A 22,402-nucleotide genomic window follows, 5' to 3' on the forward strand; every position below is an offset into this window, starting at 1 on the left:
AGGCAATATGGCATTTTTATTCCGCACCCATGCTTCCCGAAAAGCCTCCAGGCTCTTTTTTCGGCGGGTGGTGTACATGCCCACCGACCTTGACCCATTTCGGACGCTTCTGAGCCGGATTATATTGGTAGCCATGTTATTTTGTTTTTTGACAGGGATACTCTGGTTGGATCGCAACGGTCTCAAGGATCAAATTGATGGAGAGATAAATTTTTCAGATGTGGTGTATTTCACGATGGTCACCGTGACGACTGTTGGTTATGGGGACATTGTGCCGGTTACCACACGGGCCCGCCTGATTGATGCATTCGTCGTCACACCGGTCCGCATCTTTCTTTGGGTCATTTTTTTAGGGACGGCCTATCAACTGGCGTTCAGACAATTTACTGAGGTATTTCGCATGGCAAAACTCCAACGGTCTCTTGATCAGCATGTCGTCATTTGCGGATTCGGTCATACTGGCTATTCGACCGTCAAGGAACTGCTCGCTAAGGGGACGAACCCAGATCATATTTTGGTCATTGATCCAGGAGAAGAACGGGTACGCGTCGCTGGAGAATTGGGAGTTGTGGCACTCAGAGGGGACGCGACGCAGGAGGGAATCTTAAAGTATGGGGCGTTCCTCAATGAGGCCAAGGCCGTCATTATTGCCGCCGGACGAGATGATACGAATGCCCTTATCTTGTTAACCGTCAGGAATTTGAATTCACGTTGTCGGGTGGTTGTCAGTGCCAAGGAAGAAGAAAACGTCAAACTCTTTCGCCAGGGAGGGGCACAGACCATTATTTCGCCGGCGACGTATGGTGGATATATGTTAGCCGCCGCAGTGGATCAACATTTTTTGGTGGATTATTTGGAAGATTTCTTAACGGCAGGCGGGAAGGTCCGTATCGAAGAACGAACGGCCGACCAGCAGGATGTTGGAAAGTCCGCAATGGATTTGCGGCCGGATTTGCTGCTTCGGGTGTATCGGCAAGGTACGATACTTTCACACTGGGAGTTTGAAAAGAACCACACACTGGAGCTGGGGGATGTGATGCTATTGTTTAAACCGGTTTCGGAGGATGCAGCTTCTTCTTGAAGGCACTCCATCCCATTTTAAAAGAGGAGAGGTCTGGCATTGGCCACGATTAACAATATGCCGATTACACCTATGAGGATGGCCACTCCCCGTCTCAGATGATGTGCTGGAATAGATCGCGTCACTTGTGAAGCAAACATCAACCCTAGAAGACTGCCGAGTAACACCAATCCCGTTAACACAATATCCAGGTGGGCCTCCCTGAAATGGCCGATCACTCCACCAATGGAAATAAGAGCAATAATGAGAAGCGAGGTGCCAATAGCTAACCGAATAGGAAATCCCATGAGAAACATCAAAGCAGGAACAATGAGAAATCCGCCTCCGACCCCAAAAAACCCTGTCAACAGGCCAACCCCCCATCCGAGCGTGAGGGCTTTCAGCGCACAACGCCCGGAAAATTCTTTTGCGCATCCGCTCGGGACATCGTTCTGTTCTCCCTCATAATTTTTCCAAAAGGTCCACATGCTAATAAACAAAAGTAGATTGCCAAACGAAAAAAGCACCAGGGAGTCTGGAACGAGCTGGTGGCCATGAGCGCCCACCCAAGCGCCGACCATTCCGGTCAGGCTGAATAAAAGGGCAGAGATGAAGTGAACCCGCTGCTGTCGGCTCTCATGCCATGCCCCAAAGAGAGCCGAATAGCCAACCACGATAAGTGACATGGTCGTGGCATTTTGAACGGGTACGCCAACGACATAGACCAATAATGGAATGGCCACTAACGATCCGCCCCCTCCCGTGGCCCCCAATAACAGACCGATCACGCCACCAGAGAGGAGTGCTAACAAATAATGAAAGTCCATGAGAACCTAAGATGCAAGAGGAAAAAGTGAAAGGGTAGGGCCTGAGATGTCAGAATGGTGGTACATACCTTTAAAAGCCAAACGGACTAAGGAAGAAATTATGAACCACAATGATATTCATCGCCTCCAGTTCCAGGAGCTGCACCACTTCATGCGCTGAGGCCAGGATGCCCAGAGGTATTCATGCAGGCCGTAAGATTTATCGAGGCGGTGCGGACAATACCCCATAGATTACTTTCAGGAAATCTCCCAGGGATGAACAAATGAAACGTTTGAAGGTGAGTAGAAGTTAATTGTATGGGGAGAAAGCGAATGAGACAAGAGTCTGCTCTGATCAGGGCAACCGGCTCTTAGATTCTTGTTTTTATGGATTGGTCGAACCATTAGGAAATTCTTTTTTCTACCGGTGGCTACAGGGGCACCAGTTATGGGTAACAGCCCGTCTATATTACAAAACGAAGTCTTGTCCGATGGGATTCCCCAGACATAAGTGGGTGGGTAATTGACGTGAATGGGAACCAATAATTGTTTTTCCCTGGATCAACCCCGTTTTTATGTCATGTATCCAGACTAAGCAATATTTGATCAGGTTACGAATGATATATGGTGATTTATGGTTGCCTGAAAAGGATTAACAGGCTAGCGCGGACAGAAGATGTGGTTTCTGGGGTGACCATGGACCTAAAGGAAAGGAGAAAGGTCTTTCTTCCAAGGATGGGCAGGTCAGGATCACTACTCAATGAGTGGTTCCGCGCAGTGGACACCATCCTCCAAAGATATTTCGATACAACCGACAGTTACCAGTTGGGGAATGTATGGTTTTGTCTAAGAGGGATTCAATTTGTGCAAGGAATGAATCTTCTTTGAATCGCATGATGATGTCATTTGTTGCCAGGCTTGGCCTGGGATGAAACGACTTGAGATACGGGAAGGACAAGACGAAAGATCGTTCCGTGGCCTTCTTCACTTTCAACCGTAATGTGGCCATGATGGAGATCAATGGCATCTTTGATAATTTTGGTTCCGAGCCCTGTTCCTTCCTTTTTGGTGCTAATGGCCTGAGCGGTAAAGAGCCGATCCCGAACTTCTGCGGGCATTCCTTTTCCGGTATCGGCTACCGTCAATTCTACGGTGTCTGGACGCGGTCCTGGAGACCCGCCGACCGTGACTGATCCTCCACGGGGCACTTCCGGTATGGCATTATTGATGAGATTGTAAAAGGCATTAAACAGTCGACGTTCATCGGCATCAATAACCGGCAGGGCATCAAGGCCATCGGTCAGAAGGGTAATGCCTTTTTCTCCAGCGTACGTGCGAAGAGTGTCGAGCACTCCATCCACGACGTCTCGTATCCGACAGGGTGTGAAATGTGGAGGACTGGTGACACCTTTCACGGCATCCGCAATTTCCCGCACGCGGTCCTGAATCCGCTTGGCATTGGTGACGATCATTCTGATTAGATCCAGGCTGTTGGCATAACTGGTCTCTGCCCCTTTCGCCTTTTCCCTGATTAAGGTGGGGAACTGTTCATCCAATTCATCCTTTAATAAATCTGCACCTGACAACACAGGCATCAACATATTTTTAATATCGTGGCCGATATCCCCAAGAACTCTGGTCACTTCTGCAAGTTTGGCTTCTTCTAATAATTGGGCAGCCATCCGTTTCTTTTCGGTGATATCCTGAAACGTGACCACGGCTCCCGCCAATCCCCCTTGCTCATCCCAGATCGGGGTGCTTGTATACCGGGCAGGGAAGCTCGTCCCATCTTTTTTCCAGAACACCTCTTCCTCACCCTGGTGAACCAACCCATCCTTATAGGCTCCATAGATGGGGCATTCCTCTGCAGGATAAGGAGAGCCATCTGATTTCGTGTGGTGCCAGGTGGTGTGACTGGGTTTTCCAAATAACTCGCCCGGTTCATAGCCGAGTAAGATGTTGGCGGCAGGATTGACAAAGGTGTGATGTCCTTGGAGGTCCAACCCGAAAATGCCTTCGCCGGCGGCCTGTAAAATCATATCGTTGTGTCGACGAAATTGTTCAAGGGATTTTTCACATTGTCGGCGATAGGTAATATCTTGAAAAACCACAACGGCGCCGACCAGAACCCCTTCATGGCGAATAGGGGTGCTGGAATATTCGACGGGGAAACTGGTGCCATTCTTTCGCCAGAACACTTCGTTGTCCCCTCGATGCACCTGTCCATCCTTGTATGTCGCATAGTTGGGACATTGTTCCTGCGGGTAGGGAGTGCCATCGGCTTTGGTGTGGTGCCAGAGGGAGTGGCTGGGTTGGCCGATCAGTTCTTGGGGCTCGTAGCCCAACATTTTCGCGGCTGCCGGGTTCACAAAGGTATGCCGGCCCTCCAAATCCAGCCCGAATATCCCTTCACCGGCAGCCTGTAAGATGAGGGCATGGTGTTGTTCGAGATTTTTCAGCATTTGCGAAACGTCGGTATTGTCCGGCTGTACATTTTCTGGTGCTGGTGGCATGGCGCTCTTCCTACTCGTTAGGTTCAGGGACTGGAGAAGGTGTCTCCAGTCCCTGAAGTGAAATTTCAGGTTACCCAGAAGGGTTTGAACCGAATTTTCGGTTATTTGGCCAAAGTCCGGATGTACTGGATCACTTGCCAGATTTGGTTATCTGGCATCCCGGAAAACGCCATCATGCCTGTCCCCGGCGATCCGTTTTTGATAATCCAATACAGTTGCCCGTCAGAAATATCTTTCATCGTTTCTCCACATGTAAAGTTTCGGGGATGTGGATTCAACGCTGCGCCCATTGCCCCCTGCCCGTCCCCCTTGTCGCCATGACATTGTGTGCAGGCCAAGGGTTGAGCGGTTTCGTGATACAGCTTTTCTCCCGCTGTGATGTGCTCTTGAGAGTTGGGTAACGGACTGGTCATATTGCGAAACTTGCCAGGTGCCCGTTTGGTGTTGCGCGGTTGTGGACAGACTCCTGATGGTCCTCCGGATGGTGAAGCCGTGCCGGCCATTTCCGGGGCACCCTTAAACGTGGTCTTCAAATAGGCAATGACATCGGATACGCCTTCTGTCCCGCCAATGGTCAGTCCCCAATACGGCATCAGGGGAGATTTCCCAACAGCTTTCCCCCCATAGTAAATCACGTTATACAGATAATCGAGAGGAATTTTTTCAAAGGGAATATTGGCATGCACCGCCGGTTTGGGTTCTAAGCCTGAAGCCGCCGGACCATCACCTTTGCCTTCCGCTCCGTGACATTGGGCGCAGTATTCTTGATAAATTTTTGCACCGTTTTCCATATTCGGGTGGTCGAAATCGGCACTCTTCCATGGTTCATAATAGGGGAAATCCTCATTCCCTCGGGTCGCAATAAACCCCGTGACATATCGCAGCCCGAGTGCACTGACATCCCCGACAAACTCTCCACTGTGTGGCACAAAGTCGGGGGGATCGGAGTTGAAGCGATAAATCCAATCAGCCTTCAGCCTTTTGCCGGAGTTAAAGAACGAGGCGCTTTGTGGACCGCCGGTCTTTTTCCCATCCACCATAATCTGATGACAGCCAATGCAGGAATGTTGGGTAAAGATTTCCTCTCCAAACTTCGCTTCCTGTTTGCTGAAGGTGGACATATCAATGGACCCCGGCTTTACTCTCGGATCCTGAAGGTGTGTCTCGAAATAGTCGGCAAGGCCTTCAGCTTCCGGTTCAGAGACGGTCATGTGCTGCTCAGGTTGTTGAGACTGATCCCACCGGTAGCTTTTGGCGTATAACATTGGTTCTTTTCCTGTCAGCCATTTAATCAGCCAATCCCGCTGAAACTTGCTACCCCCCCACATGAGATCCGGAGCCTTTAAATTAAAGCGGCTCTCCCCCTCGCCCTGAATCTTATGACAGGTCGAACATGTGGTGTTGATCAGGGCTTCTGCATCTTTTCCGTCGGCGGCAAAAAGAGGACCGGGGAAAAGGAGAAAGAGAAGGACGCCCACCGTGAGTACGAGAGCATGGCCTTGAGTTCTGAAGTGGACAATCCTCGTGTGAGCCATTGGGAACACCTCCATTAATAATTGGTTAAGAAAAACAAGACATTCTCATCATGTTCGAGGTTTTTTGATTTGAAAGATCTTTTTTGAATATGCTATGGGGAAAAATTCCCCATCCCAAGCTTATCTTAAATGGGGCATTTTGACTCATAAAACCCATGTTCAGCACTTTCCTAATAGATAGAGCAAAATCAACACCAAAATGAAAAGCTAGAAGTTTCCTCATAGGTTTTCAGAAAGAATTTTTCGTCAAAAAGAGGGAGGTAGTACCCCTCTCTTCTAACTTCTTATAGATGGTTGAGCTCCCGTTGTTCCATGGCCTTCGCAACCGCAGTCAGAAGTTTCTCCTTTTCAACCGGTTTGACCAAATAGTCAATAACCCCATTCTTCATCAAGGACGTGGCCATAGTTAAATCCGGAAATCCCGTCAGCACAATCAACGAGACACGTGGGAATTCTTTCTGAAAAAACTGAATGGCCTCAAGTCCGTTCAGTTTGGGCATTCGGATATCAGTGAGGATCACGTCCAGTAAAAGAGGGTTTTCTCCACTTTTGATTTCTTGCACGGCCTGTTGACCGTCTTCGGCTTCAATCACCTCGTAGCCGGCTTTTTCCAATGACAATTTCACAACTTTGCGTACATCCGGCTCGTCGTCAACGACCAGGATCCGGCCCAATGTGGCTTGACCACTGAACATTGCTGCAGTTCGAGATTTACTTGTCGTTTGTTCCATGAGCGCTCTCCTTTGGTGAAAATTGTTAAGGGACCTTTGGATTTCTTCTCTTCATGTCATAAACATCAGCAAACCAAATGCCAAATGACATAAATGATATAAAAATAAGGAATATCAATTGCTTATGACGTATGAAAAAATATCCAGCAACGAAAAAAGCGGTGAAGCGTTAAGCTTGATTTAACGAATTGAGTTAACGAGTTAACAGCTCAAGGTTTCGAAGATTTATGGGTTTGCTTGAATGGTAGGGGGATCCAATTTTATTGAGGGAAACTTAAAAAGCCGCCCGTGAGGTTGAAGACCTTGATGAAGCCATGCTGAAGGAGAATGCGCGCAGCAAGGTATCCGCGTAATCCGACTCGACAATAGACGACGGTTTCTTGGGAGGGATCCAGTTGCTGAAGATGGTCTCTCAGCTCATCCACGGGAATGAGGCTACTATGTGGGTCGAGGTGTGAGCTGTTGAATTCGGAATCTCCTGATTTAGGGAGTATAGGGAGAACGTCGTGTAAAGGCGGTCTAAGGAAGTTCATGAAGGAGAAGAGATTTTTGCATCGGCAGACTTTTATGTCTAGACCGCTACTCCGCGTGGATAGGGAGTTACCCGAGAGGGAGGACAGAATAGTGGGTGATGATCGTGAAACATATGTCGTTCGGCCAGTATCGGTAGTCGGGTTTCATAATTGGTTTTATTGGCTGGACTCCCTAAATTCAGACTGTTAGGATCGGCCCTTATGGAGAAAATATCTCAAAAAGTGCGTGCTGTTTTCGATGAAAATTCATCTCGAGGATCCGATTGGGTCAAGGAACAAAGCATTGACGTCTATTTTTCTGCTGATGTTGAGACGGATGGTCCCATCCCTGGTCCCTATTCCCTTCTTTCGTTCGCCCTGGTCTATGCTGGCCGTTTTGATGGCCATAAATTTGAATCACCTGAAAACCTGAAGCAAACCTTCTATCGTGAGATAAAACCAATTTCTGATTCATTCGAGTTGGAGGCGTTACGTGTAAATCAGCTTGATCGTGATCGTCTTTGTCGCGAAGGGAAGGACCCCGTAGATGCCATGACTGAGGCTAGTCGATGGGTTCGAGAAATTGCGGGTCCCTACAGACCAATACTTGTTGCCTACCCATTAAGTTTCGATTGGACATGGTTATATTGGTATTTTATCCGATTTTCTTCTGAAGGTTCGCCCTTCAACCATTCGGGTTGTTTTGACATAAAAACCGCCTATGCAGTCAAGGCCAGGATTCCGGTGTCAGCGTCCGGCCGGTCGAATCTTGAAAGCTGGCTTCGTCCCCACCATGAACACTCCCACCATGCCCTAGAAGATGCGATTGAGCAGGCAGAGATTTTTGCAAACTTGTTCAGGTGGAAGGGTAACCTTGATGGATTTTCTCCAAAAACGTCGGAAAAACGCTAATTCCCGCCTGGATGAGCTCACAAACGAATTGGAAAATGCACGTAACCTTGCTGATGGTAAGGCATGCGTCTATTTAATAGGATCTTACGGTCGTGGAGAGGCCTGTAATCACAGTGATCTAGACCTATTCATTGTTGGGGGTGGAACGAAAAAAGAGCGTGACCTAAAAAATCTTGATGAAATTTTGATAAAAGCTGAATTAATTAAGGCTACCAGAAAATTGAAATTTCCAGAATTCTCCGGTGATGGTGAGTATCTTTCACACTATACTGTTGATGAACTTATTGGAAATTTAGGTACACGTGATGATGATAATACCAACACATTTACAGCACGTCTCCTTCTGCTGTTAGAGAGTCGGCCGCTTTTAGAAGAAAATTTCTATTCAGAGGTAATCTCTAATGTAATTGCTGCCTACTGGAAGGATTTTGAACGTCATAAATCTGATTTTGTTCCAGCGTTTCTTATGAATGATATCCTCCGGCTTTGGAGAACATTTTGTGTGAATTACGAGGTTGGGCCTCAGAATAAAAAAGAAAAGCCAGATGAGAAGGCTAAAAGGAAGCTCAAAAATTACAAGCTCAAACATAGCAGACTTTTAACCTGCTATTCGGCTCTAGTGTATCTTATGGCAGTCATGGCTGAGCAAGGTACGGTAAGTCAAGACGATGCAAAGGAGATGGTTTTTCTTTCTCCCACTGAACGTCTTGAGTGGCTAAAAAACCAGACAAAATTTGGAGATAAGTCTGGTCAGGTGGATGAAATTATTTCCTTGTATGAAACGTTTTTGGAGAGAACCGATGCACCAAAGGGTAAGTTGATTGAAATATTTAAGGATCCCAAGAAATGCGAAGATGTTTTCCAAGAGGCCAAGGGATTTGGAGATCAAGTATATGAGCTACTTTGGTCAATAGGGAAGGACAACAAAGTTTTTCGAATTCTGGTTGTCTAGAAAACTAATCCCAATGGTTTGGGGTTTCAGGCCCAAGAAAAACTTAACCTGTTACTCTGTCCGAAGGGAAACTTAAAAAGCCGCCCGTGAGGTTGAAGACCTTGGTGAAGCCATGCTGAAGGAGAATGCGCGCAGCAAGGTATCCGCGTAATCCGACTCGACAATAGACGACGGTTTCTTGGGAGGGATCCAGTTGCTGAAGATGGTCTCTCAGCTCATCCACGGGAATGAGGCGGGAATGAGGGATATGCGCTTCTTGATATTCGTCCTTGGTCCGGACATCTAACAATTGGAGAGAAGGATTCGTCTTTATTTTCTGTTGTAATTCTTCTCCCGTGAGCGTGTTGACCTCACCACGTAGCGTATTGGCGGCGACGAAACCTGCCATAATGACCGGCCCTTTGGCCGAGTTAAATTGGGGGGCATAGGCCAAATCCAATTGTTCCAAATCCTGGACATTTAAATTTCCATGTATCGCAGTGGCCAATACATCAATGCGTTTATCCACTCCCTGATCCCCCACAATTTGAGCACCTAACAATCTTCCCGTCTGTTGCTCTACGACTAATTTCATGTGAAGCGCATCTGCTCCAGGATAATATTCTGCATGATCCAGGGGGTGGGTGAGGGAGACAAAGTAATTCAAGCCGTGGGCCTTGGCTTCGTGTTCGCTTAATCCCGTTTTGCCAGCGGTGATGCCCATGCTCTCAACAATTGCCGTTCCGAGGGCACCGTGAAACCTTAAGTCTCCGCCCGCAGCATTGGCTCCGGCGACCCTCCCCTGCTTATTGGCGGGGCCGGCTAAAGGAATTCTGGCATATTTGCCAGTCACGAGATGGAGCGTTTCGACCGCGTCACCGGCTGCATAGATATCGGGGTCAGAGGTTTGCTGTCGTGTATCCACGGCAATGCCTCCTGCTGCACCAATTTCAAGTCCTGCCTCTCTGGCAAGCTTGAGTTCCGGTCTGACGCCGATCGAGAGAATGGCCAGGTCCATCGGCAGCCGGGTTCCACTTTCTAATTCGGCTTCTTTGGCGAGATCGCCGTCCTGCCGAAATCCGTTGATACCGTCACCCGCAATAATCTTCACCCCCTTTTCTTGGAGATGATGAGCCACCAGGGTGGCCATGTCCTGATCAAAAGCAGGAAGTATTTGAGGAGCTTTTTCGACAATCGTCACGGCCAATCCAAGGCCTATCAGGGCCTCAGCCGATTCCAGTCCAATAAATCCCCCTCCAATCACCAAGGCGTGCTGAGAAGGTTGGCCAGCGAGAAAGGTTTTGATGGCATCAGAGTCAGGAACGGTTTTGACCGTAAAGATATTCCTGGCGTGAATGCCGGGTATGTCGGGCATGATGGCCCCGGCACCGGGTGCCAGAATGAGTGTGTCATAGGGGTGCGTGGTGATTGCCTGAGTCATCAGGTTTTTCACCTGTACGCATTTCGCCGTTCGGTCTATGTGAACGACTTCGTGTGACACGTAGGCTTGCACCCTGAAACGTTTCCAAAACCGCTCCGGGGTTTGAAGGAGAAGGTCATCACGATCCGAAATAGTCTCTCCCACATAATACGGGAGACCACAGTTGGCAAAGGAGACATAGGGCCCTTTTTCAAACATCTCAATATTTGCGGCTTCGTTGGTCCGACGCGCCTTGGCGGCCGCGCTCGCCCCGCCTGCCACGCCTCCGATAATGATGATGTTGAGGGACATGTTTCCTATTCTCCTTGCTCGACTTTAGACGACCACATGGGCTTTGATGATATTGGTTCCAAAGGCATTTCCCAATTGTTCTCCGGTGACGATGACAATGAGCCGGTTTTCCTGAAGTAGGCCGAGCGTTTTGAGGTGATCCTGGGCGGTATGAATTCGGTCATCGGTTTTATTGATTTGAGGAAATACACTTGAAGTCATGCCCCATACTAAAGCTAATTGACGGGTGACGGTTGGGGAGGGAGTCAATGCGAAAATCTTGACCGTCGGTCGATGGCGGGCCAATAGCATGGCTGTATGGCCGGACTCGGTGAAGACCACGATAGCTTGGGCATTAATGGATTTTGCAAGAGAGACGGCAGCTTCACAGACTGCTTCCGGAGTAGAACGCACGACTCCTTTGGGCGAATGGAGGTTTTGGCTTTTGCGGAACATTTCTTTTTCTGCTTGTCGAATAATCCGATCCATGACCTGGACCGCTTCCAAAGGAAAGTTTCCCATTGAAGTTTCGGCCGACAACATGACGGCATCAGTACCGTCCAGTACGGCGTTGGCCACATCCGAGGCTTCCGCGCGAGTGGGAAAAGCATTGCGAGTCATCGATTCCAGCATTTGTGTGGCGGTGATCACGGGCTTTCCCATACGATTGGCCTGTGCGATGATCTGCTTTTGCAGAAGCGGAACTTCTTCCGGGCTCATTTCCAGGGCCAGGTCTCCCCTAGCGACCATCACCCCGTCTGACGCATCCAGGATTTCATCAAGACATGTCAGGGCTTCAGGCCTTTCAATTTTGGCAATGAGAGGAATCACCGCTGATCGATCAGCCAAAGCCCTTTGGAGTGTGAGAATATCCTGCGGACTTCGAACAAACGAGAGGGCGATATAATCGGCTTCAATGTCGATGGCTACTTGAAGATCGTCGGCGTCTTTCTGCGTAAACCCCGGAATGTCGAGGGGGAGACCAGGGAAATTGACCCCTTTATGTGAGGTGACCTTGCCTCCCACCAGGACTTTGCAGATCAGTCGATTGGGTTCTTGCTTTTCCAGGGTGAGGGCCAGGTTTCCGTCATCAATGAGGACGATTTGACCTGGCTCCATTCGATCCGGGAAATGAGAAAGATTGACCGGCAGCGTTTCCTCCGATTCGTTTTGCCTTGAGCTTTGATCCGACTTCGCAACCAGTATAATATCCCGGCCTTTCTGCAAGAGGGTTCCTTCGTCCGGGAGTTTCCCCAGGCGGATTTTTGGACCTGCCAAATCTACAAGGATGGCCAGTGGCGTCTTTTCCTCAAGAGCAAGGCATCGCAGTCGTTGGATCGTGGTTTTGTGCCATTCCGCGGTTCCATGAGACATATTGAACCTGGCGACATTGATCCCGGCATGCAGGAGTTGTTTCAAGCATTCTAGTGAGGCAGTGGCAGGGCCAATCGTGGCTACAATTTTTACATGGCGCATGGGTATGGGATCTCCAAATTGGCTAAGGTGAAGCTACCAGACATTGGTGAGAGAAGCGGAAGATTTTTTGGCAACAACCGTCAATATTCCCCGGAGGTTTTCAGGTCTCACGGAGCTACGAACGGGAAGCACCCGTATGAAAAGAGAAATTCAAGGAATGGATGTGGTTGCTGATGGGATGGCCTCTGAGTCAGGCTCGAAGGATTCATCGGTGTTATGGTGTTAATGTTCGAAGAAATGAAAGGAGATGATTCAGCTCTTGTGGATTCAGATCGTGTTCCCAGGCTGGCATGGCCGTACCCGGACGTCCTTTTCGGAGCGTATCAAGGATGGTTTTGTCCGATTGCTTACCTAACAACGTGAGGTTGGCTGCTGGAGGAACCAAGACCGGTCCGATGGGGCCGTCTCCCTTGCCACCTGGTCCATGGCAGGTGACGCAATGTCGTTCATAAAGGGATTTTCCTTTTTGGGAATCGCCAGATTGAATGGAGGATTGACCGGGTGTGTCTGTCTGGTCGTCCCGCTGAGCGGGAGGCGCAGAAGGTGAAGGCTGGAGTGAATTTTGCGTCACCAAATAGTCGACCAATTGAGCCATGTCCTCATTCGGGATTGGACAGCCAAATGATTCTTTCATTTTGTTGACGATTTTCATCCATTGCCCATGAGGATGAGGTGGTTGCATATACACATACTCTGCCGAATGGCACATCAGACAGTACCGGCTGGCGAGTTCACTCCCGGAACCGGGTTGATACGATATCGGATCAGGAGGAAGATTAAGAATGGATACCTGCTGTTCCCTGTTTTCGCCATTGGCCGGAAGCCCCCACGCTAGTCCTGAAACCCACAGAAACACCACAATGACCATGCAAACACGCATCACGGGTTGTCCTCAGCTGGCTTGAATGTTCACTGCTTCGATCACATTACGAAGATATCCACTTGGATTCCATCGGGCACCGAACCGCTGTGATTCTCCAATCCGATTGATGGCCAATGATTGAAGTGCATATGCCTGTCCAGGCTTCGGAATAAATTTCGCTTCCCAGGGACGGAAGCTGAAATCTCCATAATCCTTTCCTAATCGGGCGGATAGCCATTGTTGTCCTCCATCCACGGAGACTAATACGCGATCAATGCCATAGCCCTGGTCAAAGGCGATGCCTTTAATGGTGCAAGATTCCCCTCCCGGAATGGTTCGACCCTCTTCCAGATTCGTGATAAAGGAGCGAACGGGCATTTTGCCAATGGGCACGGTATCGGTTAAGGCCTCTCCTGGTTTCACGCAATGACAAGGATTAGCCGGCAGGCGATAGGCTTGGGTCGTCCAAAAATTTTGATCGGCCTCATTGAGCACTTCAATATCATTCAGCATCTTCACCCAATAAGTGGCATACCATCCAGGCGCCACGAGGCGAAGGGGAAAGCCGTTCAGCATGGGGAGTGCCTCCCCGTTCATGGAGTGAGCGATCAACACCTCTTCCTGCAGGGCATCATCAAGCCTCAGCGATTTTCGTAAGTCAGGCGTGGCTTGTGCGACCGGTTGGTCCAGCCCATCGAACCTCACCTGTACTGCATCACCTTCTATTCCTGCCTTGAGAAGGAGATCACGAAGTCTGATTCCCTTCCAGTTGGCATTTCCCATCGCCCCATTTCCCCATTGTCCGCCGGGTACCCGTGGTTGAAAAAACCCGCGACTATTTCCGGCACATTGGGCGACGGCCGCAATTTCAACTTGTTCAAATTGGGTTTGTAATTCATGAAGGCTTAAGGATAGTGGGTGATTGACTCGACCGCGAATAGTCAGCCGGAAGCCGTTCATGTCAATTTTCTGAGGGATATTGGCAAGATGCCAGCGAACAAAAAAGGCATCATTGGGCGTAAAGATGTCCTCATTAAAAATATCGAATGGAGTTTCCAATTGGGGAGGTCTTGTGGTCATCACCAGGAGTGGCCGCTTCTGTGGAAAAGCGACCAATGGACGGCGACCTCGCTCGAAAGGAAGGGTGACGGTCGGGGAATCCTTAGCCCAAAGGCCTTTGGGAGTCAGTAGGCCTGTCAATCCAAGAGCCAGGCTTCCCTGCAATAAATGGCGACGGTCTATTCCCGATTTTTTTTCATTCATAGGTCAATCTACCTTGTCATTTTCCAATAGAAACCAGAATGCCTGCCCTTCTAGAGGCCAGGCCTTTATCTGAATGTACGGATAGAATAAATACCTACCATCTCCGCTCCTCAGAATATTCCAGAAAGCGCTATGAGGTCCATTCCTGGTTTTCCATTTTAATAATCCCATGCCGTTGATTTTTATACAGAATATTCATCTGAAATGGAGTTTTTTGGGGGGGACTAAAGCCCTAGATGACCTATCGACGAACCGATGGATAGTTGAGGGAGAAGACCCTGCTGCCATCGCCGTTTGGCTAGCAAGTTTGCCCGTTAAAGACACAAGGCTTATAACGGCTCACATCAAAATCGGTTTCCTCCTGATAGACCTGTTCGTTTCCGTTGACACCATCGACAAACGGGTCATTCCACATCGTATGGTTCCACCAATAAAAAACGGGAAACTCTAACGTGTAGTACACCGGATTTCCGTAGGTGCTTCGGACATGTCGTTCGACCGTTCGTCCCGTAATGTAATCGGCTTTCCCATTCCCTTTTAAGGAATACAGGGACAGCAGCATGAGGGCTTCCTGATCGTAGATTTCATCGATGCGCGTACTTTCGTCGGGTTCTATGGGCAAGGCTAAGGTCGTTGAGGGGGAGGGAGATTCGACTGAGGTGAACGCTAACCAGGTTGCAAGAACAACTAGAGGCATAACCGTCATAAGCCAAGTCCTCCTTCCTAGATGTGGTTCGGAATATGGCCTCAGGAAAAGGCCATGCTCGCGTACGGAACAAATTAGGGTTGAACAACCGCAAGGCCATGCGGATCCGCTGTTTCACTTCCCTCCCCGATATTGATGAGAGGGGTAATACCTATCAATTCACCGCCTTTTCCGGCATGTAACACTTTGATCATCGCCACTCCAGGCGTGGCCTCTTTCGCATATTGACATTCTTAAGGTGCCCGGTCAACGGATTCGGGACCTAAATGGCCACAAACGCCTCGTTGTGAGCGATAGAAAACTTACTGAGGTCGATGGCCGTATCATTGTTTTATTCTTTTCTCGATTCTACCCCATTGCCAAATGATCTCACATACAATATCACATACCAAGCCTCTTCTTCAGTCAACACCAGGGGGATGAAGGAGGCCATAGCAGTCCCCTGGCTGCCGTTTTGCAATATCCAAAAGAGTTCCCCATCGGTGCGAGCTGCCTGCCAGGTTTTATCCGTAAAATTCCGGGGAAGTTTTCCTCTTAATCCAGGTATATCTCCCAGGCCTTTTCCGTCTGGTCCATGACAGGTGACACAAAAGGCTTTGCCGTGAAAAATGTGTTTGCCCTTCTTAATATTCTCAGGGGTGGAGGGAAATGGATTTTCCCACGATCGCGCTTCGGCTATTTGATCCTGAGGTACCCGAGGCTTTAACACTTCAAGATCAGCCGCTTCACTTGGAAAAGCCCAGAGAATTTGAAAAATGAAATACCCCACCAGGAGCCATCCCAATTTCCGACGTATCACAAGTGCTCCTTAAAATAATGAGTTTGTAGGAATACAGGGAGAGCGACAGACCGCTCTCCCTGTGAGGTTAGATTATTCTGTTCGGAAGACGTGACCAAGCGAGGTTGGTATCGAGACGGCCCCATCTGGAACCACCTGATGCTTGCCCCAGAGGTGGAAGATGACTCCATCGGTTTTCCCAGCCGCTTCTGCCAGTGCTTTAACTTTGGCAGGGTCTTCAACATCGAGAATTTGCACGCGCCCGGTATCGATTTCGACTTGATGATCATGAAAGGCCCGATTCCACTGAATCAGGGGGACATTTTTGCGTGCGAGGTCTTTGGCAATAAAATATTCAATGGCCACCAGTTTGGCATTAGGATCGGTGGACTCATATAACTGACATTGCAACAGTTCATCCGAAATGCCCTTACAGTAATGATGGTACGGTCCTCCCACTGTCCCATCCGCCATCATATGCGGGGCCTGGATGTGAATATCATAGCCATCTGTCGGGCTTTTTCCCTCACTCATGGCTGGAGTGGTCATCCACCCCATGGCCAAAAGGCTAAACCCCCCCAACATCAAAACGGAACGAATTAAATGATGCATAGCAACCTCCTTGTGATTAAGGTGTGACAGACCTGACTGAATTCCAGGTTAGGGCCTGGGCAAAACTATAGACGTCCTATCGTGTAATAGCTAATGGGGTTCTATTGTTTGTCCAACTTGTGGATTTTGAATGTTGCATGATCCCTTTCGCTTTTTGTGTCGTCCGGTTTTGGAGAATCATGGGATCAAACGATTCGCCGCAATTAACGCATCGCCATATGGGCAACACATATACAGCTTCCTCCGGGTTATAGACTTGATCACTCATCAATAATCCTTCACATCGTGGACAATTCATCATGAATCTCCTTTCTTGCCTATATTTTTCGAGGAATTTTCAATTCGGTTCATGGGTAGCTTGGCTAACAGCATACCCATTAAACACGAATCGGTTAATCCCGCGTGCAGGAGCCCGGCTCCAACCAAGGCGGGGATGAAAAAGAATCCACCGTGAACCGTGAAGCCAAAGGCTACCCCTGCCAGAATCAACCCGCCTGCAATGGCTCGAACCTGTCCTTCAAGTGAAATTCGTTGTTGTCCCCGGACAACAGGCTTGCCCTGATTAACCCAGGCGGTAATGCCTCCTTGCAGAATTTCACAATTCGTCAGACCATGGTTGGTCAAATATTCGTAGGCAATCTTCACACGGTTCTGTGTTCGGCACAGTAACCTGATGGGGTGTTCACGAGAGAGAGTCTGTAGTTCCTCTACATAGGTATGGAGGTCTGGCAGAGGAATATTGCGAGAACCTGAAATGTGCATACCTTCAAATTCTTGCGGAGTCCTGACATCAATATAAATAGGGTCGTTCAACGAAAGAGGCGATATCTGATTTTTGTGACCCATTCCCGATTTTGGTTTTTGATCTAAGAGCATCATATTCATCTTGTATTGTCCTTTACGGCTATTTCGCGCATGCGGCGGTATTTTCGTGTTGAACTTTGTGGCGTGGATGCCCCCATGTGGTGAGCCAGGCGTCATGCCCTCCGATGAGATCCATCGCCTGGGTTCGTCCGGCTTGTTCCAAAATCCCTATGGCGGTGGATGATCGATACCCACTGGCACAGTGGACCACTACAGGGGTATCCGCAGGGATGTCCTGAAGATGTTCGGCCAGGTGAGGTAAGGGGATATTGAGGCTTCGATCAATATGCCCTGCCTGCCACTCTTTTTCCGATCTGACGTCGACAACCATTGGTGGTTGGGAGGTGGTCAATAGTTCTGCAAGTCCCTGAGCAGAGATGCGTTGGACTTTTTGGATAATATCGGGGTTTACCTCAAGGGATTGCATTCCACCCTTCAGATAGCCCAGGACCCGGTCAAACCCAATGCGGCATAATCGTTGAATCGCCTCCTTTTCATGTCCAGGCTCGGCAATGGTGACGATGGAGCGTTTGGGGTCCAGGACCGTCCCGGCCCATGTCGCAAATTTTCCTCCTAATCCAATATTGAGACTCCCCTTCAGGTGGCCTCCGGCATATTCAACGGCATTTCGGACATCAAGGACTTGAGTCCCACTTTTCTGGTGATCCAACACCGTTTGAAGAGAAAGTGGCGTAAGGCTGTTCCGTACCACATCATCCAGAACGGGGTGCTGTTCCCTATTCATCTTGGCATCATATCCAAAGTACGAAGGGGCTTCAGGTTGGTCGGCCGTGACCAATTCCACAAATTTTTCTTTTGTCATAGGTTGAAGCGCATAGTTTTCCCAACGTTGTCTGCCCAATGTGGACACCGTGTCACTGCTTAAATTTTTCCCGCACATAGATCCCGCTCCGTGTGCCGGATAGACCAGCGTTTCATCCGGAAGGCGCATGAGAGTATTTCGGAGCGAATCGAATAATTGGCCCCCTAATTCTTCGGCAGTCACGCCAATGGAGGCCATAAGATCCGGCCTACCGACATCGCCAATGAACAGGGTATCTCCTGTCAGCACACAGTGTGGATGATCGGCGCTCCTGCTCAGGTCGTAGACGGCAAGTGAAATACTTTCAGGGGTATGTCCTGGGGTTTCCAACACCTGAATGCGCACCGATCCAAACTCAAGCACCTCTTTGTCCCGAAAATTTCGAATGGGGAAGTCGGTCTTGGCTTTGGCGCCAAGGCAAATCTCAGCACCCGTTTGTCGTTGCAGTTCAAGGTGCCCGGCTAGAAAGTCCGCATGAAAGTGAGTAAGAAACACATACCGAATCTTCCAATCGTGACGTCGGGCCTCCTGAAGATATTGCTCGACGTCCCTTTGAGGATCTACGACCACAGCGGTTGAGGTTTTGTGATCGCCAATCATGTAAGACGCATGAGCTAAACAACTCAAATAAAATTGTTTCACAATCATGATTGATACCCTCCCCTCCTTCTTGAAAAGGAGCATTGGTCGAAAGCGACTGAGCTCGTTTCGAAATGTTCCTTTAAGATTCTGTCCATGCACCATAGTTAAGCATGGATTGTGCCAGATTGCTTTTCTGTAGCCGTATTTGAAAATTTCAAACAAAAACAATGGATAATGGAAAGACTACGACAGGTCAAATCCGGGTGATGGTCTTAAAATGAATATGAACTGAACAGAATGCGTTAACTGTTAAGTTAACGCGTTAACGGTTGGGTTATGTGTGTGGAGGGGACTGAAGCTGTTTGATTTTCTTCCAAAGGGTGACCCGGCTCACTCCGAGTAGCTTGGCAGCCTCCGTTTTATTGCCCTTGGTCTGTTGGAGGGCTTCAGCAATCCGAGCTTCCTCATCGGGTGGAAGGGAAGGCTCTGCTTGGGGAGAGATAGGTTTGATACTTTTAGATCGTTGGGGACGTTGGACTTCGGAAGGAAGATCCCACAGGGTGAGGCAATCACCATTGACGGTGACGAAGGCATGTTCGATCGCATTTTTTAATTCGCGGACATTTCCGGGCCAGTTATAGTCAATTAATCGTTGAAGAGCATCCTGGGCTATATCTCCTATTTCGCGACGAAACGTCATGGAACTGGCCGCCATGAAATGGTGAACCAGTAGGGGAATATCTTCTCGTCTGGCTCGCAAAGGCGGGAGGGTAATCTCGAACACATGAATCCGATAATAAAAATCTTCCCGAACCGTGCCTTCCGCCATAAGGACTTTCAAGTCTCTATTGGTGGCCGTAATGAGTCGAACATCGACCTGCATGCCCCGATCATCTCCAACTCGGCGAATCTCGCTTTCCTGCAGGACTCTGAGCAATTTCAATTGCAGGAGAGGGCTGGTATCCCCGATTTCATCTAAAAATAATGTGCCACCGTCGGCGGCTTGAAAAACGCCGATTTTATCGCGTATGGCCCCGGTAAATGCTCCCTTCACATGGCCAAAAAGTTCGCTTTCAAGCAAGGTTTCAGGAATGGCTGAGCAATTAATGGCGAAAAAAGGTTTGTCTTTTCGATCACTCAGGGTGTGAATGGCTCGGGCTGCCAGTTCTTTTCCGGTACCCGATTCCCCGGTGAGCAGCACCGTGACATCGCTTTGTGCAGCCAGGCGGAGGCGGCGAAACACTTCTTGCATTGCAGGGCTTTTGCCGATGAGCTGTTGAAAGGACTCACGGGATTTCGCCTGTTCCTCCAGCACCGCAATTTTTTGATTATTTAAAATAAATGAAGTGAGGTCGGTAAAGGTCCCCACAGCACCTCCGACTTGACCTTGTTCATCTCGGATGATCGAGACATTGCCGAAAAGGTAGAGTTCTCGCCCATCTTTCCCCAGGACTTTGCATTCCTGGTTACAGATTCCCCATGGATACGGGGTCGGGTTGTCCAGGAATTCCGTCAGGATGCGAAAGCCCTTACAATTTTGACCCTCTAAAATATGACAGGATTTTCCCAGGATATCCTGACTGGAATATCCTGTTATCCGAGCAGCCCCGGTGCTCCAGGCGACAATATGACCTTTGGCATCGACGGTGAACACGCCATCGGCCATCACGTCTAACATGTTGCTGAGGATGGCGGGATTTTTTCGGAAATCTAGCTCCATGGGAAGTGATTTAAAGAAGAGGTTCCCGGGAGAGAGGGACCGTGTTGAAAAGAAGAGGGAAGGTGAACCAATAAGGCTGGAGAACGTTCATTGAGGCAATGCGATTCTCCAGCCTATTGTGGTCGTCAGTTTGTCCGGGACACCGCATGTGAAAATTTCATGAGGCCGCTCTCACCTATTTTGCAGGATCTAGTTGTGCGGCCAGCAATGATTTGAAGGCGGGATCATTCTCGACTAGCCCCTTCAGCGTATCATTGTGCAACATATACGCCCAGCTTTGAGGGCTTGAGCCGGGAGTTTTTTCAAACCAGTCACGGGCTTGTTGTAGTAGCCCCAACATCGCCTGATTGTCACGAGGTACGTGAAACGCCAGGCTATAGGCCATCGCATAGACTGCCGTAAATTTGTTGAGCGGATCTTCCGTGAGCTCGAATGCTTTTTGAGCTGCCTCATAGCCTTTCTGAATGTCTGGATCGTCAAAGTGCCGGTTCCAGGCCACTTTCCCAATCCGGGCCCACGCCAATTCCAAGAGCACCTGGGCGCGAAGTTCGTCCTGGTCGGCTGGGATTTCACTCAGTAATTCCTGTGGAGCGGACAGGGCCGCCATTTGGTCGTTCGTCCATCGGTAGGTAGAGGACAGGCGAATGCGGTTGTTGAAATCACCGGGCTCCAGGGAGGCTAAGGCCTCCATCACGGGAATCATTCGATAGAGAAAATCGGCAGGCATCGGCTCAGCCTTCCCGCCCATTTCCATTCCCAGGGACATATCAAACCGGTCGGTTTGGGATTGCACCGTCCAATAGAGTTCGTTAAACCGTTGGGCCAGTCGCTCGTCACCCAATTGAAGGCCGTTCAAACGACTTCCATAATCGAGAAACCCTTTGTACAGTTGATCTGAAAAAACTTCGAGGGTAGGGATGTGAGTTGGACCAATCATCAAAATCCGGTTTAACCTCATGATGGATTCGAGTCTGGTGGGGGCTGCCTGTGCCTGCTGAATCCCTTTTTGTATGGTCTCCATGCTTTCCGGGAGGCCAAACCATTCTGCTGAGCGAGGCATAAATCCACCTGGATCCACCACAAATGGAATGGTTGTGCCACGCGGGCCATCAAGAATCAAATCCAGCACGGCACGGTCCGTGGGAAATCCCAATCGCTTAAGATCTGAAAGCACGACCCATTTCACGTTGACGGATTTCACCACCCGCTGAGCCTTTTTATAAGGCACTGCCCAATCCTCGGCTCCCGGGGCATTGGCAATGGGTGCCGTCAAGGCATTCGGGTAGGACACTCTTGTGGTCAGAAAGGCGGTGGGTGTGGCGAGGACTCCGGTTTCATCCGGCGAAGGAAACGAGGCATGGGGCAAGGCACCCGATTCCACGGTCTCAATGACAAATGGCGTCGTTGGTTCCTGAACTGCAATGGCCTGCATGACAAAAAACGACGGAGCCAATTGTTGGTGGAGAGTCTCCGCAATATAGAATCGTTCGAAGTCTGAAAAATCGACTAATTTCCCCAATCCAGGCCACACATTATCCAATGCCCGGTCGTGTTGTTGAATGACTCGTTGGTGGGCCTCCTGCCGACGCTGTTCACACCATTCATAGATAGGGTTTGACGGGTCTGGAAAGTTCCCGTCTGAGAACAACTGCTGATGGGCCATCTGATGTAAGCACACAAAATCCCGTTGGCCTGCTGCGACTCGATCGCCGTTTCCTACCGCATTGGCAAATTCCCGAACGGTGGTGAGCAGGGCCTCGTCATCGACGGGTGCTGGCTCGGCCGCCCACACAGGAGTGAAAGCTAACAGCGAGGAACAGCACAGGAGGCCGGCCCATTTGAGCCTAGACCACATCCGGCGAACAGGGGACCCGGGGCGATGATTTGCCGCAGGTTGCAGGGTATCTGTCATAATTGGTTGAAGGCGAACAATATTCATGGAACCAAACTCCTCCTCACAAACATGCTTGGTTAATGATTTTATGTACGAGTAGAAAGGGGAATG

General features: G+C 49.4%; 20 protein-coding genes. 3 read left to right on the forward strand and 17 right to left on the reverse strand.

The genetic code is table 11. The features are described from left to right. The first annotated feature begins 7 nt into the window (after nucleotides 1-7). Nucleotides 8-1,081: a potassium channel family protein gene (locus tag PJI16_00110; protein ID MDT3775962.1), complete on the forward strand. Its 1,074-nt coding sequence runs from the start codon at nucleotides 8-10 to the stop codon at nucleotides 1,079-1,081. 17 nt (nucleotides 1,082-1,098) lie between these two features. On the opposite strand, the gene PJI16_00115 is transcribed toward PJI16_00110, so the two are convergent. The 5 genes from PJI16_00115 to PJI16_00135 all read right to left on the reverse strand — a co-directional run bounded on the left by PJI16_00115 (nucleotide 1,099) and on the right by PJI16_00135 (nucleotide 7,178). Then, on the reverse strand, nucleotides 1,099-1,887 hold the full coding sequence (locus PJI16_00115; GenBank protein MDT3775963.1) for a sulfite exporter TauE/SafE family protein: 789 nt from the start codon (nucleotides 1,885-1,887) through the stop codon (nucleotides 1,099-1,101). A gap of 881 nt (nucleotides 1,888-2,768) precedes the next feature. Continuing rightward, nucleotides 2,769-4,379 (reverse strand): PAS domain S-box protein, encoded by a 1,611-nt coding sequence (locus tag PJI16_00120; GenBank protein ID MDT3775964.1) that lies wholly within the window; start codon nucleotides 4,377-4,379, stop codon nucleotides 2,769-2,771. Nucleotides 4,380-4,480: 101 nt separating this feature from the next. Beyond that, nucleotides 4,481-5,914: a cytochrome c gene (locus PJI16_00125; protein MDT3775965.1), complete on the reverse strand. Its 1,434-nt coding sequence runs from the start codon at nucleotides 5,912-5,914 to the stop codon at nucleotides 4,481-4,483. A gap of 284 nt (nucleotides 5,915-6,198) precedes the next feature. Next, nucleotides 6,199-6,645, reverse strand: a complete 447-nt coding sequence (locus PJI16_00130; protein MDT3775966.1) for a response regulator — start codon at nucleotides 6,643-6,645, stop codon at nucleotides 6,199-6,201. 260 nt (nucleotides 6,646-6,905) lie between these two features. Beyond that, on the reverse strand, nucleotides 6,906-7,178 hold the full coding sequence (locus tag PJI16_00135) for a rhodanese-like domain-containing protein (GenBank protein ID MDT3775967.1): 273 nt from the start codon (nucleotides 7,176-7,178) through the stop codon (nucleotides 6,906-6,908). A gap of 201 nt (nucleotides 7,179-7,379) precedes the next feature. On the opposite strand from PJI16_00135, the gene PJI16_00140 reads away from it, so the two are divergent. Further along, complete coding sequence (locus PJI16_00140; protein ID MDT3775968.1) at nucleotides 7,380-8,069, forward strand: exonuclease; 690 nt, start codon at nucleotides 7,380-7,382, stop codon at nucleotides 8,067-8,069. Next, nucleotides 8,035-9,021, forward strand: a complete 987-nt coding sequence (locus tag PJI16_00145) for a nucleotidyltransferase domain-containing protein (GenBank protein MDT3775969.1) — start codon at nucleotides 8,035-8,037, stop codon at nucleotides 9,019-9,021. Before PJI16_00140 ends, PJI16_00145 begins: the two co-directional genes overlap by 35 nt. 43 nt (nucleotides 9,022-9,064) lie before the next feature. On the opposite strand, the gene PJI16_00150 is transcribed toward PJI16_00145, so the two are convergent. The 12 genes from PJI16_00150 to PJI16_00205 form a co-directional block, all read right to left on the reverse strand. Then, nucleotides 9,065-10,732, reverse strand: a complete 1,668-nt coding sequence (locus PJI16_00150; GenBank protein MDT3775970.1) for an FAD-dependent oxidoreductase — start codon at nucleotides 10,730-10,732, stop codon at nucleotides 9,065-9,067. Nucleotides 10,733-10,756: 24 nt separating this feature from the next. Continuing rightward, on the reverse strand, nucleotides 10,757-12,187 hold the full coding sequence (pyk, locus tag PJI16_00155) for a pyruvate kinase (GenBank protein MDT3775971.1): 1,431 nt from the start codon (nucleotides 12,185-12,187) through the stop codon (nucleotides 10,757-10,759). Between the two features lie 214 nt (nucleotides 12,188-12,401). Then, on the reverse strand, nucleotides 12,402-13,067 hold the full coding sequence (locus PJI16_00160) for a c-type cytochrome (GenBank protein MDT3775972.1): 666 nt from the start codon (nucleotides 13,065-13,067) through the stop codon (nucleotides 12,402-12,404). Between the two features lie 12 nt (nucleotides 13,068-13,079). Continuing rightward, nucleotides 13,080-14,312 carry a molybdopterin-dependent oxidoreductase gene (locus PJI16_00165; protein ID MDT3775973.1) on the reverse strand — a complete coding sequence of 411 codons (1,233 nt, stop codon included), beginning with the start codon at nucleotides 14,310-14,312 and terminating at the stop codon, nucleotides 13,080-13,082. Between the two features lie 298 nt (nucleotides 14,313-14,610). Next, nucleotides 14,611-15,018, reverse strand: coding sequence for a hypothetical protein (locus PJI16_00170; protein ID MDT3775974.1), 408 nt, complete (start codon nucleotides 15,016-15,018; stop codon nucleotides 14,611-14,613). A gap of 331 nt (nucleotides 15,019-15,349) precedes the next feature. Then, on the reverse strand, nucleotides 15,350-15,817 hold the full coding sequence (locus PJI16_00175; GenBank protein ID MDT3775975.1) for a c-type cytochrome: 468 nt from the start codon (nucleotides 15,815-15,817) through the stop codon (nucleotides 15,350-15,352). A gap of 72 nt (nucleotides 15,818-15,889) precedes the next feature. Then, nucleotides 15,890-16,408 (reverse strand): DUF1264 domain-containing protein, encoded by a 519-nt coding sequence (locus tag PJI16_00180; GenBank protein MDT3775976.1) that lies wholly within the window; start codon nucleotides 16,406-16,408, stop codon nucleotides 15,890-15,892. A 76-nt stretch (nucleotides 16,409-16,484) separates the two neighbouring features. Beyond that, nucleotides 16,485-16,709, reverse strand: coding sequence for a hypothetical protein (locus tag PJI16_00185; protein ID MDT3775977.1), 225 nt, complete (start codon nucleotides 16,707-16,709; stop codon nucleotides 16,485-16,487). Beyond that, on the reverse strand, nucleotides 16,706-17,293 hold the full coding sequence (locus tag PJI16_00190; GenBank protein MDT3775978.1) for a rhodanese-like domain-containing protein: 588 nt from the start codon (nucleotides 17,291-17,293) through the stop codon (nucleotides 16,706-16,708). The genes PJI16_00185 and PJI16_00190 overlap by 4 nt, the downstream gene beginning before the upstream one ends. Before the next feature lie 19 nt (nucleotides 17,294-17,312). After that, complete coding sequence (locus PJI16_00195; GenBank protein MDT3775979.1) at nucleotides 17,313-18,743, reverse strand: MBL fold metallo-hydrolase; 1,431 nt, start codon at nucleotides 18,741-18,743, stop codon at nucleotides 17,313-17,315. A gap of 268 nt (nucleotides 18,744-19,011) precedes the next feature. Continuing rightward, nucleotides 19,012-20,397 (reverse strand): sigma 54-interacting transcriptional regulator, encoded by a 1,386-nt coding sequence (locus PJI16_00200; protein ID MDT3775980.1) that lies wholly within the window; start codon nucleotides 20,395-20,397, stop codon nucleotides 19,012-19,014. A gap of 175 nt (nucleotides 20,398-20,572) precedes the next feature. After that, on the reverse strand, nucleotides 20,573-22,336 hold the full coding sequence (locus PJI16_00205; GenBank protein ID MDT3775981.1) for a hypothetical protein: 1,764 nt from the start codon (nucleotides 22,334-22,336) through the stop codon (nucleotides 20,573-20,575). Between the last annotated feature and the right edge of the window lie 66 nt (nucleotides 22,337-22,402).

The sequence above is a fragment of the Nitrospira sp. MA-1 genome, assembly GCA_032139905.1.
Classification (GTDB): domain Bacteria; phylum Nitrospirota; class Nitrospiria; order Nitrospirales; family UBA8639; genus Nitrospira_E.